The organism is Promicromonospora panici (genome assembly GCF_900608595.1).
Taxonomy (GTDB): domain Bacteria; phylum Actinomycetota; class Actinomycetes; order Actinomycetales; family Cellulomonadaceae; genus Promicromonospora; species Promicromonospora panici.
In genome coordinates, this window is the sequence record NZ_UWYY01000010.1 from 94,266 (window position 1) to 106,403 (window position 12,138).

The following is a 12,138-nucleotide window of genomic DNA, read 5'->3' on the forward strand; positions in this document are numbered from 1 at the left end:
CTGCGACGCGGTCACGCCCACGCGCGCCCTCGCCGCGGTCCCTGAGATGCCCGAGGGCTGCGAGGGATCACCCCGGTGCGGGAGTTCGAGGTTCCGCCCGATCCGGGCGCCCCGCCGTACGGGGAAGCTCCGCCGCCGGACTCGGGCGCCCTGCCGGTCACCGGTGCCGGTTCGATCGGCACGATCCTTGCCGCCGCACTCTTCCTGACGCTCGCCGGAGGACTGCTCTCCCGCGGCGCCGCACGCCTCCGGGGCCGGTCCGACTGACCCCGCGGCCTCTTCCAACTACATAGCCCCAGGAGGATCCCATGTCATCGATGTTCGGCCCCGTCGAGCTCGTCGCCCTCGCCTTCGACGCTCCCCGCATCCCGCCCGCCGTCGCCCGCGCAGTGCTCGACGTCGCGGGAGGAGACGCGGTCACCCTGCTGGATCTCGCCGTCGTCCGGCGCGGGGACGACGGCGAGATCGCCGTCCTGGAGGCGCACGAGCTCGGGGACGAGGTGGACCTCGTCACCATCGAGCTCCCGGCGTCCGGGCTCACCGGCGACGAGGACCTGCGCGAGATCGCCGCGGCGGTGAACCCGGGCACCTCGGTGCTCGTCCTGGCGATCGAGCACACCTGGTCTCGTCAGTTCGTGTCGGCGGTCGCCGACGCGGACGCCGACGTGATCCTGCACGAGCGGGTCCCCGCCGCGACCGTCAACGAGATCGCCGATCTGGCCGGGACCGCCGCGGGTACTCCGGGCTGATCGTCACCCCGTCCGCACCCATTTCACCGAACGGAGCAAGAACATGGCCCCCTTACGACGCATGGGCAGGCCTGGCCTGCTGGGCACCGCCGCACGCACGGCGGTGATCGCCGGCACGGCCCAGGCGACCGCCGGGGCGGTCAGCCGGCGCCAGGCGAACCGCGCCCGGCAGCAGTACGAGGCTCAGCAGTACGAAGCGGCGCAGCAGGCGCCGTCCCCGCCGTCTGTTCCGCCGCAGCCGGCCGCACCGGCGGCCCCCGCACCCGCGGTCGGTGCGAACGACGCGCTGCTCTCGCAGCTCGCCCAGCTCGGCGAGCTGCGCGGCAAGGGCGTGCTCACCGACGCCGAGTTCGCGGCGGCCAAGGCCAAGCTGTTGGGCTGACTGGACCCGCGGGCGCCGTCGGGCACCGGAATCACCCGAGGCGGGTGATCACGAGCTGGGGTTCCCGAGGGACCGTGCAGGCACGGGCCCTCGGGGCGGCCCGCATCACGGACGGAAGGGTGTGCACATGAGGCGGACAACAGGTGTGCTGGTCGGGCTGATGGTCCTGTCGACGGCCGCGTGCTCCAGCGGGACGCCGGAGCAGAACACCGAGCAGGCGTGCGGCGCGGCCGAGCAGCTCACCGTCGCGCTGGACGACTTCGACTCGACACTGACGCTCGACGCCACGGTCGACGAGGTCATGGCGGCGCGCGACGAGGTCCGCGCGGCCTGGCGAGAGCTCGACGCCGCGGCGGACGACGTCGCGCAGGACCGTGGCCAGGCGCTCGACGACGCGTGGGACGGCCTCCAGGACTCCATCGACGACATCAGCGGGGACACGTCGGTCTCCGACGCCGTCGACTCGCTCCGGGACGAGGCCGCGGAGGTCCAGGAGGCGCGCGACGCGCTGGCGGACGATCTCGGCTGCTGAGGGCCGGACCGCGGCGTGATCGGTGACTCCGATCGGTGACTCCGATCGATGACTCCAGTGAGGCCGGTGGATGGTGATGACGGAAGAGAAGCGAGGCGACGTCGGAGAACAACCGCGTGCTGGAGGAGTTCGCCCGCGAGCGGTTCACGGACCACTTCGCACCTGCCTTCGAGGAGTGGATCGCGACGCGTCCGCTCAAGAACCCGGACGCGCCGCGCAGCCCGTTCGCGATGAACAGCTACGTGCCGCCGGGCGAGGTCGAGGCTCAGGAGGCGGACGCCCGCGCCGACGGCTACTTCGCTGACGCGCTGGCCGACAACCGGCGTGGTGACAACTACACGCTGCTCACGGTTCTCTTTGCGCTGGTGCTGTTCTTCGGCGCGCTCTCCAACCGGTTCGGGTCGGAGCGCAAGTCCTGGACGATCCTGGCGGGCGCGGGCGTGCTGCTGGTGGTGGGGGTGGGATTCCTGATCGCGTTCCCGAAGATCATCTGATGCTCCGTCTCGCGCGAGTCAGCTGGCTGGTCGCCGAGGAGAAAAACGAACGGACAGAGTCGGTCACCGGGGCGTACGTTGCCTGATGCCGCACGGCCCCCATGACGGATACGACGTGAAAGGCTCAACGATGACCGAGATCGTGGCACGTAATCCCTCGGGCGTGTTTCCGCCGTACGCCGGCTACGCCCACTCCGTCGAGGTTCCGGCCAATGCTCGAACCCTGTATATCAGCGGCCTCAACGGGTACGAGCCCGATGGGACGACCATGCCATCGGACTTCGGCGGGCAGGCCAGGCTGATCTGGCGGCACCTCGGCACCTCGGCACCGTGCTGTCCGGGGCCGGCATGGACTACGACGACCTCGTCTCGCTTCGGTTCTTCCTCACGTCCGCCGCGCACGACCCGGAGAACGTGGACATCCTCAGGGAGCACCTCGGCGACCATCGAGCGTGCAGGACGGTAGTGGTCCAGCAGCTCCTGGAGCCGCATTGGCTGATCGAGGTGGAGGCCATCGCGGCCAAGGTCGACGACCCGGCTGCGCTCTGATCAGCGCCGCTCGCTGATCGCTCCGGTCAGCCACAAGGAACTGACGCGCGGTCCGTCCGACCACACCTCGTCGTCGAGCGCGTACTCGCCGCCACCGAACTGGTACTCCTGGCCTACGACGGCGACGACCTCACCGCTGTCGTCGAGGATCTCGTTTCCGTCGTCGGAGCTGGTGAAGCCGTACGGGGTTGCCGGCTCCGCTTGCGCACCGCGAGGAAGTGCTGAGGTCGCATCCACACCGGTCAGCCAAGCAGGAGAACAGCCCAGAAGGGAATGACCCCTACACACTGCACGCCATGTTCGGCGTGTCGCGTGCAGTGTGTAGGGATGGCCGGTTTGTGCCCGGCGTCAGAGCAGGTGGAAGCTCCGCGCGATCTTCAGCGCCTCGCTCCGGCGCGACGCCGCCAGCTTCGTGTACAGGCTCGACACGTGCGTCTTGACGGTGTTCTCGGAGACGAACAGCGCGGCGGCGATGTCGGCGTAGGTGGCGCCGCGGGCCAGCTCGTTGAGGACCTCGCGCTCGCGCGGGCTCAGGGCCGGCGGGACCAGGGCGCGGCTGACCTCGTCGAGCTCGCGCGGGGTCGCGGTCATCGACGCGTAGAGGGCCGTGACGTCCGGACGGCCGGCGGCCGTCGTCGCGAGGTCGTGCAGCCACGCGGTGGCGGGACTGTTGGCGAGCCGTCGGAGCAGCGTCTCGATGGGGGTGCCCTGGCGCGCCCAGCCGAGGAAGGGCCCGGAGTTCCGGCGAGCCTCGGTCACGGCAATGGCCTCCGCCAGGCGCTGCTGCGAGCCCGACGGGTCGCCCATGGCGTCGAGCAGCTGGGCCTCGCAGGCCAGCGCGAGCGCGCGGGTGGGCGGCTGCGAGTAGGTGGCGTCGGCCGAGGCGGCTTCGAATGCTGCAACTGCCACCCGCCGGTCGCCGTCCCGGTCGGCGCGCAGCCCCAGCACGAGCGCCGACTCGCCCACGGCGCCGAGCAGCTCGAGCGTGTCGTGCAGCGACTTGAGCGTCTCGCGGTCGCTCGCCAGCGCGGCGACGAACGCGCGCTCGACCAGCAGGACGACCCGCAGGTGCTCCGGGAGCTGGTTGTCCGTGAGCCGCAGGCACTCGCCCGGGCCGGAGAGGATGCGCTGAGCTCCGCCCACGTTGCCGGCGATCACCTCCTGGCGGGCATCCCAGATGCGGAACCAGAAGCGCGTGCAGAGGTCGCCGCTGTGGTATCGCTGCGCCGAGATGTGCCCCATCGTGGTGTCCGACGGCGCGGGGACGTCGAGCAGGCGGGCGAGCAGCTGCGCGAGGCTCGCCCGCGCCGCGACGAAGCGCAGCTGCCGCGCGCCGGGGGCGCCGGCGGCGACGAGGACCTCGGTGGCGAGCTCGATGCACGCGCTCTCGCGCCCGCGCATGTACTGGGTGAAGGCGAGGTGGCTCAGGGCGCACATGCCGAGGGTCGGCAGCCCCTGGCTGTGCGACAGGCTCACGGCGAGGGTCAGGCTGGTCTCGGCCTCGGTGAGCTCCCCGAGCCAGTTCTGCGCGACGCCCAGCTCGTTCACCAGCACGGGCAGGACCTCGGCGTTCGCCTCCCGCACGGCAGGTCGCGTCTGCGAGGCCACCACCACGCGCTTGGCGTGGCCGACGGCGGCGTACGCCGGCTCGAGCCCCAGCGCCACGCGCCACAGCCGGACGCAGGCGATCGTCGCGTCGAGCCCGTCCATGCCGCCGGGGAGCCACGATTGCGACCACCGTCGCCGCGCGTCCAGCAGCCGGTCGCCCCAGTGGCGTGCCCCTTCGACGTCGTCGCGCATCCAGCAGTCGAGGGCGATCGCGAACCAGATGTCCGGACGGTTGTCGACGACCTCGGGCTCGGCCCGGACGAACTCGCCCACCTCGTCGCGCTCGCACTGGTTGAGCACCAGGCGCACGCCGTCGCGGGCCAGGACGTCGGCGGCCTCGGCGGGCGCGCCGACCCGGACGAGCCGGGCGAACGCGTCCGACAGGTTGCCGCGCGCCACGTCGAGGCCGACCGCCCGGATGACCGTGGAGCGGGCGCGAGCCGCGTCGACGCCGCCCTCGGCGAGCCGCTGCCGGACCACCTCGACCAGCAGCGGGTGGACCCGGAAGCCGCCGGTGGCCGGCGAGTCCGGGTCCGCTGGGCCCGACGTGCGCTCGGCTTCCGGGGCGTCGCTCGTGTGGGTGCGGGGACGCGCCACGTCGTTCGCCGCGTACTCCTGCAGGTCCTCGCGCAGCACGAGCAGGCCGGTGTCCTCCAGCTCCCCGAGGATCTCTCCCGCATGCTGGTCGTGGGACAGGTGGGCCGCGGTCGAGACGCCGACCAGGAGCTCGCCGGCGATGCACAGCAGGAGGTGGCGCTGGCGTGGGGTGAGCGTGGTGAAGACCTCGCCCGCCACCCGTGCCGCGATCGGCGCGGTGTCCTGGGCGAGCAGGCGGGCGGCGGCCGCTGGGTCGGGCGCCGCGCTCAGTGCCCGTGCGGCGAGGACCGCCGCGGCACACCAGCCGGCGGCGTGCCTGGTCACCGCGTCGATCACCTGGGGGTCGTCGGTCCTGGCGTGCCGGGAGACGAGTGACGCGCACTCGGCGTCGTCCAGTCGCAGCAGGTCGCCCCGCAGGAACGTGAAGTTGCCCAGGAGCTCCGGGATCAGCCGGGTCAGCGGCAGGGCCCAGCGGCTCAGCAGGAGGATCCGCATGGAGTCCGGCGCCGTGTTGAGCCGCTCGTCGATGTGGCGCAGGGTGGCGGCCGGGAGCAGGTGGGCGTCGTCGACCACGACCAGGGGTGGCGGTGCGCCGGGCGCGCGGAGGTCGAGGACGGCGCGGAGGCCGTCCGGCGTCCACGTGCCGTCGCCCTGGATCCAGACGGCGTCCTCGGCACGCTGCGACGCGGTGTGCCGCAGCCATCCGTCGACCCCCATCGTCTTGCCGGCCCCCGTTGGGGCGACCACGAGGGTGACGGAGCCCTCGACCGCCTCGTCGAGCCGCTGCCACAGGCGCGGGCGCGGGACGTAGATCCGCGGGAGCGGCGGCGGGGGAACGTCGCCGACAGACGTACGACGGCGGTGCGGCGTGCCGGGTGCGAATGCTTGTCGGGGGACGCGTGGCGCACTGGTTCCGGGGCTGATGGCGACGGTGCTCTGTCTGGTGTGCATACGGGCGGCGTCCTCCACTCGAAAGGTGAAGTGGCGGCCGCCCCCCCAACCGCCGGGCCGGCGACGAAAGAACGTCGCAGACCTGATATCGCGCCTTTCCGGACTGCAATACTTTGCATCAATGGTCCGGTAACGCGCTTACAGGGCAATGATGCATGCATATTCGCGTTGCCGCCTGGGCACAACGGGGTTTCACCCAGCCCTTACGATGAGCGCGGATCGTCTTGTGCGAGGAGAGTGCACAGCGCCCAGATCACGGCGACGTTGAAGGCAAGAACTATCGTGCTCCATATGGGGTAGTAGGGCAGAAATGCAAAGTTCGTGATGCTCGCGATGACGGCGAGAACAATTCCGACCATATAGGCCCAGGACTGGGCGGCAAGGACACCGATTCCCGTGGCGAGCGCGATCGCGCCGACGGCGACGTGGATCCACCCCCAGCTCGTCACGTCGAGCTGATAGACGTACTCGACGCCGGTCAGGTACACCGTGTCCTGCGCGACGGCGGCGATCCCCTGGAGGATCTGGAACAGCGCCACCATGATGAGCATGGTCCCCGCGAACCCCGAGGTGGTCAGAGCCAGTGAGGACGGCGGGCCGTAGTTGGCGACGGGGGTCATGCCCGGGTAGGGATCGGACCCGGACGAGTGCGTGCCGCTCATGACCGTTCCGCCTGAAGCGGCTCGTCCTCGCTGAAGACCTCGCGGAGCGCGGCCTCCTGCTCGGCGTTGAGGTTGGTGAAGATCAGCTCGGGCGGCTCCTGGCCGGCGAAGGCGTCGTGGATCTTGTCCACCACCGCGTCCGACGACATGACGAACAGTGCCGAGGTCCCGGGCGTGATCTCGTCCCGGACGCGATTGATGAAGCCGTCGTCGATCCCGACGTCCGTGAGCGCGCCGCTCAGCGCGCCGGTGGCGGCGCCGATGGCCGCGCCGAGCAGCGGGACGAAGAACAGGAGCCCGAAGAGCATCCCCCAGAAGGAGCCGCCGAGGGCCCCGGCGCCGGTCGTCGAGGTGAGCTGGCGGGTCTTGGGCTTCTTCGCGCCCTCGTCCCACCGCACAGTCGCCACGTCGTGGATCGTGATGAGGTTCTCCCGGGCGAGCTGCTGGATGGTCGTCGATGCGGTCTCCGCGCCGTCCGCGCTCCTGAACTTCCAGACGGTCAGGGTTGACTGAGCCATGGGAGGCTCCCTTCAGGATGGAATGGCCTGACCCTGCTACCTCAGCGTCCGGGCGGCCCGCGGGCCTCACCCGTTCCCGGTGAACCTGCTCAGCTCTGGACGGCGTCGTCGAGCGTCGTGAACAGCGGAGGCTCGCCCTGCGCCCCGACCCGCGCCAGGACGTCGCGCACCTGGCCGATGCCCTCGGCGAGCGCCAGGTCGGAGCCGTCCCGCTGCAGGTCGGAGCGCAGCTGGACGAGCATCGCGGCGGCCGTCACGTCGATCGACGGCGTCGCGCGACCGTCCAGGACGACGAGCCGCAGGCCGGGGGCGTGCTCCGCGAGCTCCCGGACGCCGGCCCGCACGTACTCGGCGTTCGCGAACATGAGCGGGCCCTCGACGCGGACCGCAAGCACGCCGGGCACGGCCTGGTAGCCCGGGTTGCGCTCGGCGTCGACCCAGGGCCGGCCCGGCTCGTCGCCGACGGGCGCCAGGACGGTGATCCGGGGGCGCGAGGTCCGGGCGAGCAGCAGGATCAGCGATACGGCGATGCCGATGACGAGCCCGGGCAGGGTGTCGAAGATCAGCACCCCCAGCAGGGCGGCGCCCGCGGCCATGAAGTCGGCCCGGGCGGTGACCTGGTAGACGTGCGCCAGGCGCCCCGTCCGGACGTGCCACAGGCGGCGGAGCGCACGGACGTCGATCAGCTCGACGACGGCGGCCACGACCACGGCGGCCAGCGTCGCCAGCGGGAGCTGGTCGAAGACGCCGGTCAGGAAGAGCAGCGTGAGCACCGTCAGGGCGGCCGCGGTCAGGGCCGAGATCTCGGAGCGGGCGCCGGCGCTCGCGTTCACCGCGGTCTTCGACAGGCTGCCGTTGACGACCATCCCGGAGAGGAACCCGGAGCCGAGGTTCGACACCCCGAGGCCGATGAGCTCGCGGTTCGGGTCGACGCCGTACCCCCAGCGCGCGGCGTAGGTCTTGGCGGCGCCGAGGCCCTCGGCGAAGCCGATGAGCATCAGGCCCACGGCGCCGCCCAGGAGCTCCGCGAACTGCGGGGCGGTCACGTCGGGGACCCCGACCTGCGGGAGCCCGGCGTCGATGTGGCCGACGACGGCGAGCCCGCGGTCGCCCAGGCCGAGCAGGATGGTGGCGCCGATCGCCAGGAGCACCACGACCAGCGACCCGGGCAGGAACGGCATGGTGCGGCGCACGAGGACGAGCGCGGCCAGGCTCGCCAGGCCGACCGTGATGGTGAGCGGGTCGATGTCGCCGAGCTGGCCCAGCAGGGCCCACGTCTTCTCGAAGAAGCTGCCGTGGCCACCCTCGACCCCGATGAGGTCGGGGACCTGGCCGATCATGATGGTCAGGGCCAGCCCGATGATGAAGCCCTTGAGGACCGGCTCGGAGATGAACGCGGCGAGGAAGCCGAGGCGCAGCAGGCCCGCGAGGATCGCGACGATCCCGGTCGCCAGCGCGAGTGCCGTGGTCAGGGCCACGGGGTCGCCGTCGGCGCCCGCGACGCTCGCGACGATGCCCGCCGAGAGCGCTGCCGTCGCCGACATGGGCGAGACGACGAGCTGGCGGGACGTGCCCGCGATCGCGTAGAGCGCGAGGGCGGGCACCGCCGCGTACAGGCCGACGACGGGCGGGACGCCGGCGATGGTGGCGTAGGCGAGGGACTCGGGGACCAGGACCGCCCAGACGGCGAGGCCCGCGACGATGTCGGGGCGTACCCAGGAGCGTTGGAACCCCGAGAAGGACGGGGCGAGGAATCTGGCCACGGGCGGTTCCTCTCCGAGGTGCACGGCTGATCAGCGCCGTCCGTAGGCGCGGGGCCGGTCGCGCAGGTCACCCGGAAGGGGTGACGCGGCCGGCCCCGCGGCCGGAGGGAGCGGGCGACCAGACGCCGGGGTGGGCGCACCGGCTGGCGTCCACGACGCACGGCGTCATCCAGGTACTCGCCTGCCCTGCTAGGCGGAGGTGGGGGCCGGGTTCTGGCCTCGCTTCTGGACGGTGCGGCCTACGATCCCGAGGACCAGCCAAAGCGTGAGGACCAGGGCGACGCCCGTCGGGGACTCGGGGCGCCACAGCTCCCCGGCGGCGTCGGCCCAGAACCGGCCGACGCCGGAGAGCACCAGCGCCGCGCCGCCGAGCGCCGTCGCCCACCCTGTTGGTGCGCCCGGTCGGGGACCGAGTCCCGCACGTCCAGCTCGATACGGCCGTTGAACTGCTCCGCCATGTTCTCCACCTCATCTGCTCGGTCTGGTTGGCGACGGGCCGGTGACCGGTCCGCGAGGCGTCCCGGCCCACGCCCTCATCGTCGGCAGCCGTCCGCCCGGGCGGGTCACCCTGTTCGGGTGACGCCGCCTCCGTCTTCCGCGCCTAGGTTCGGCTCCACGGCTGGTCGGACCGGTACGTCTGGCGCACGCCTGGTCGAACTCGTCCCGGATGGAGGTCGTCGCCATGGGCGCAGCGATCGGTCAGTCCCTGCCCGTGGCGGTGGGCGTGCTCGTCAGCCCCTTGCCGATCGTCGCGGTGGTGCTGATGCTCGTCAGCGGGCGGGCACGCGCCAACGCGCTGGCGTTCGTCGCCGGCTGGTTCCTGGCGGTCCTCGCCCTCGTCACCGTCGTCGCGCTGCTCGCAGGCTCCGCCTCGCCCGACGACGAGCCGGCCGCCTGGACGGGCTGGCTGAAGATCATCCTCGGTGCCCTGCTCCTGCTCCTCGGCGTCCGCCAGTGGCGCGACCGGCCGCGGGGCGACGCCGAGCCGCCTGCGCCCAAGTGGATGGCGGCCATCGAGGGGTTCACGCCGGCGCGGTCCGCCGGGCTCGCCGTGCTGCTCGGCGCGGTCAACCCGAAGAACCTGCTCCTGGTTGTGTCCGGGGGTGCGGCGATCGCCGCGGCGGCCCCCGGGGACACCAGCGCGGCGACCGTCGCCGCGCTCGTGTTCGCGGTGGTGGCCAGCGCGGGCGTCGTCGCCCCTGTCGTCATCTACTTCGTGATGGGCGCGCGGGCGGCGGCCATCCTCGACGAGCTGAGGTCGTGGATGGTCCGCAACAACACGGCGATCATGGCCGTCCTGCTGCTGGTCCTCGGCACGAAGATGCTCGGGGACGGGGTCTCCGTGCTCTGACGGGACCGGGCGTGACCGGCAAGGATGCAAGTGGGGCCGGGCGGTGCCAGCGTGGAGGGGCCGACGACACGGCGTCCCACGACGGTACGAGGAGCGGACGATGAGAGCACTCACGTGGCAGGGCCGGGAGAACGTCAGCGTCGAGACGGTTCCCGACCCGCGGATCGAGGAGCCGAACGACGCGATAGTCCGCGTGACCTCGACGGCGATCTGCGGCTCCGACCTGCACCTCTACGGTGTGCTGGGGGCATTCCTCGACGCCGGGGACGTGCTCGGGCACGAGGCCATGGGCGTGGTCGAGGAGGTCGGCCCCCAGGCGGGCGACCTGCGCGTCGGCGACCGTGTGGTGGTCCCGTTCGGGATCGCGTGCGGCCGGTGCTGGATGTGTACGCGCGGGCTGCAGTCGCAGTGCGAGACCACCCAGGTCACCGGCGAGGGCAGCGGGGCGGCGCTGTTCGGCTACACCAAGCTGTACGGGCAGGTGCCGGGCGGCCAGGCGGAGTACCTGCGGGTTCCGCAGGCACAGTACGGCCCTGTCGTCGTGCCGGACGACGGTGAGCCCGACGAACGGTATTTGTACCTCTCGGACGTGCTGCCCACCGCATGGCAGGCGGTCGAGTACGCGCAGGTGCCCGACGGCGGGTCCGTCGTCGTGCTCGGCCTCGGCCCGATCGGCCAGCTGGCGGCCCGGGTGGCCACCCACCGCGGGGCAGGTCTCGTGATCGGCGTCGACCTGGTGCCGGAGCGGCTCGCGATGGCCGCGAGGCACGGCGCGACCGTCCTCGACTCCAGGGAGCAGGACGTCGTCGGCGCCGTCCGGGACCTCACCGAGGGGCGCGGCCCGGACGCGGTGATCGACGCCGTCGGCATGGAGGCCCACGGCTCGCCGGTCGCCGAGACCATGCAGAAGGCAGTGGGCGTGCTGCCCGACGCCGTGGGGCGGCCGCTGACCGAGCGGGCCGGTGTCGACCGGCTCGCCGCCCTGTACATGGCCATCGACCTGGTGCGTCGCGGCGGCACCATCTCCCTCTCGGGCGTCTACGGAGGCGTGCGGGACCCGCTGCCGATGCTGCGCCTGTTCGACAAGCAGGTGACGATCCGGCAGGGGCAGGCCAACGTGCGACGCTGGACCGACGACCTGCTGCGGCTCGTCGCCGACCCCGCCGACCCGCTCGGTGTGCTCGACCTGAGGACCCACCGCTGGCCGCTGAGCCGCGCCGCCGAGGCCTACGCGATGTTCCAGCGCAAGGACGACGGCTGCGTCAAGGTGGTGCTCGACCCGGCGGCCTGAGGCGTCTGGCCGGCGGGTGGTGCGCGCCGGCGCCGTCAGCCCGCGGCCTCCGCGGCCGTCCGGAGGTCCGCGACCAGCGCACCGAACTTCTCGCCGAACTCCGAGCGGTCCCGCAGCCGCAGCAGCGACGACGGGTGCGTGGTGACCACCACGTCATGCGTCTCGCCGTCGAGCAGCTGCCCGCGCTCCGCGCCGATCCGGACCTCGCGCCCCAGCAGCGCCCGCGCCGCCGTGGCCCCGAGCGCGACCACCACCCGCGGCCGCACCGCGGTCAGCTCCGCCTCCAGCCACGGCCCGCACGCACGGATGTGCGCGACGTCCGGCTTCTTGTGCAGCCGCTGCTTGCCCCGCTCCGTGAACCGGAAGTGCTTGACCGCGTTGGTCACGTACACCTGCTCGGCGTCCAGGCCGGCGGCGTGCAGGGCGTCGGCCAGGACCCGCCCCGCGGGGCCGACGAACGGCTCACCCTCCCGGTCCTCACGGTCGCCCGGCTGCTCGCCGACCAGCATGACCGTGGCGTCGTCCGGCCCGGACGAGAAGACCGCCTGCGTCGCCGGGCCCCACAGCTCGCAGCCGCGGCAGTCGTGCACCGCCTGGGCGAGCTGAGCGACGTCGGCGCTCGCGGGTACCCACTCCTCGGCGCCGGGTCGGGCGGGTTTGGATTCGGCAGTTCGAGCGTGCGGCACGGCTG

At 72.4% G+C, this 12,138-nt stretch carries 15 protein-coding genes; 8 read left to right on the plus strand and 7 right to left on the minus strand.

All coding sequences use genetic code 11. The annotated features are described in order from the left end of the window. The first annotated feature begins 75 nt into the window (after positions 1–75). The 6 genes from EW117_RS13170 (at position 76) to EW117_RS13195 (ending at position 2,706) form a co-directional block, all read left to right on the plus strand. The gene (locus tag EW117_RS13170) at positions 76–267 is read left to right on the plus strand and encodes a hypothetical protein (RefSeq protein ID WP_129787173.1); all 192 of its coding nucleotides are present in this window, start codon (positions 76–78) and stop codon (positions 265–267) included. A gap of 41 nt (positions 268–308) precedes the next feature. After that, positions 309–749 carry a DUF6325 family protein gene (locus tag EW117_RS13175; RefSeq protein WP_129787174.1) on the plus strand — a complete coding sequence of 147 codons (441 nt, stop codon included), beginning with the start codon at positions 309–311 and terminating at the stop codon, positions 747–749. Positions 750–792: 43 nt separating this feature from the next. After that, positions 793–1,131, plus strand: a complete 339-nt coding sequence (locus EW117_RS13180; RefSeq protein WP_242504271.1) for an SHOCT domain-containing protein — start codon at positions 793–795, stop codon at positions 1,129–1,131. Positions 1,132–1,258: 127 nt separating this feature from the next. After that, a complete protein-coding gene (locus tag EW117_RS13185; protein ID WP_129787175.1) occupies positions 1,259–1,663 on the plus strand; it encodes a hypothetical protein in 405 nt (134 codons plus the stop codon). Between the two features lie 116 nt (positions 1,664–1,779). Then, a complete protein-coding gene (locus tag EW117_RS13190) occupies positions 1,780–2,157 on the plus strand; it encodes a hypothetical protein (RefSeq protein WP_129787176.1) in 378 nt (125 codons plus the stop codon). 303 nt (positions 2,158–2,460) lie between these two features. Beyond that, a complete protein-coding gene (locus tag EW117_RS13195) occupies positions 2,461–2,706 on the plus strand; it encodes a RidA family protein (protein WP_277986464.1) in 246 nt (81 codons plus the stop codon). Here the strand turns inward: EW117_RS13195 and EW117_RS13200 are convergent, their stop codons facing one another. The 6 genes from EW117_RS13200 to EW117_RS29425 form a co-directional block, all read right to left on the minus strand. Continuing rightward, positions 2,707–2,943 (minus strand): hypothetical protein, encoded by a 237-nt coding sequence (locus EW117_RS13200; RefSeq protein ID WP_129787178.1) that lies wholly within the window; start codon positions 2,941–2,943, stop codon positions 2,707–2,709. It abuts the gene before it with no gap. Between the two features lie 111 nt (positions 2,944–3,054). Continuing rightward, complete coding sequence (locus tag EW117_RS30180; protein WP_129787179.1) at positions 3,055–5,862, minus strand: LuxR C-terminal-related transcriptional regulator; 2,808 nt, start codon at positions 5,860–5,862, stop codon at positions 3,055–3,057. Between the two features lie 203 nt (positions 5,863–6,065). Then, positions 6,066–6,524, minus strand: coding sequence for a DUF7144 family membrane protein (locus EW117_RS13210; protein ID WP_242504272.1), 459 nt, complete (start codon positions 6,522–6,524; stop codon positions 6,066–6,068). Then, positions 6,521–7,042, minus strand: coding sequence for a DUF1269 domain-containing protein (locus EW117_RS13215; protein ID WP_129787180.1), 522 nt, complete (start codon positions 7,040–7,042; stop codon positions 6,521–6,523). The genes EW117_RS13210 and EW117_RS13215 overlap by 4 nt, the downstream gene beginning before the upstream one ends. A gap of 89 nt (positions 7,043–7,131) precedes the next feature. Next, positions 7,132–8,805 carry a SulP family inorganic anion transporter gene (locus EW117_RS13220; RefSeq protein ID WP_129787181.1) on the minus strand — a complete coding sequence of 558 codons (1,674 nt, stop codon included), beginning with the start codon at positions 8,803–8,805 and terminating at the stop codon, positions 7,132–7,134. 189 nt (positions 8,806–8,994) lie between these two features. Then, the gene (locus EW117_RS29425) at positions 8,995–9,159 is read right to left on the minus strand and encodes a hypothetical protein (protein WP_165362678.1); all 165 of its coding nucleotides are present in this window, start codon (positions 9,157–9,159) and stop codon (positions 8,995–8,997) included. 328 nt (positions 9,160–9,487) lie between these two features. Between EW117_RS29425 and EW117_RS13225 the strand changes: the two genes are divergently transcribed. Beyond that, positions 9,488–10,156 (plus strand): GAP family protein, encoded by a 669-nt coding sequence (locus EW117_RS13225; protein WP_129787182.1) that lies wholly within the window; start codon positions 9,488–9,490, stop codon positions 10,154–10,156. Between the two features lie 100 nt (positions 10,157–10,256). Further along, positions 10,257–11,447 carry a zinc-dependent alcohol dehydrogenase gene (locus EW117_RS13230; protein WP_129787183.1) on the plus strand — a complete coding sequence of 397 codons (1,191 nt, stop codon included), beginning with the start codon at positions 10,257–10,259 and terminating at the stop codon, positions 11,445–11,447. A 35-nt stretch (positions 11,448–11,482) separates the two neighbouring features. Here the strand turns inward: EW117_RS13230 and EW117_RS13235 are convergent, their stop codons facing one another. Beyond that, the gene (locus tag EW117_RS13235; protein WP_129787184.1) at positions 11,483–12,133 is read right to left on the minus strand and encodes a UdgX family uracil-DNA binding protein; all 651 of its coding nucleotides are present in this window, start codon (positions 12,131–12,133) and stop codon (positions 11,483–11,485) included. Positions 12,134–12,138: the final 5 nt, after the last annotated feature.

Excerpts from the sequence above, each read along its gene's own strand:
- EW117_RS13175 (WP_129787174.1), top strand. The coding sequence starts at position 309 with ATGTCATCGATGTTCGGCCCCGTCGAGCTCGTCGCCCTCGCCTTCGAC.
- EW117_RS13180 (WP_242504271.1), top strand. The coding sequence starts at position 793 with ATGGCCCCCTTACGACGCATGGGCAGGCCTGGCCTGCTGGGCACCGCC.
- EW117_RS13185 (WP_129787175.1), top strand. The coding sequence starts at position 1,259 with ATGAGGCGGACAACAGGTGTGCTGGTCGGGCTGATGGTCCTGTCGACG.
- EW117_RS30180 (WP_129787179.1), bottom strand. The coding sequence starts at position 5,862 with ATGCACACCAGACAGAGCACCGTCGCCATCAGCCCCGGAACCAGTGCG.
- EW117_RS13210 (WP_242504272.1), bottom strand. The coding sequence starts at position 6,524 with ATGAGCGGCACGCACTCGTCCGGGTCCGATCCCTACCCGGGCATGACC.
- EW117_RS13215 (WP_129787180.1), bottom strand. The coding sequence starts at position 7,042 with ATGGCTCAGTCAACCCTGACCGTCTGGAAGTTCAGGAGCGCGGACGGC.
- EW117_RS13225 (WP_129787182.1), top strand. The coding sequence starts at position 9,488 with ATGGGCGCAGCGATCGGTCAGTCCCTGCCCGTGGCGGTGGGCGTGCTC.
- EW117_RS13230 (WP_129787183.1), top strand. The coding sequence starts at position 10,257 with ATGAGAGCACTCACGTGGCAGGGCCGGGAGAACGTCAGCGTCGAGACG.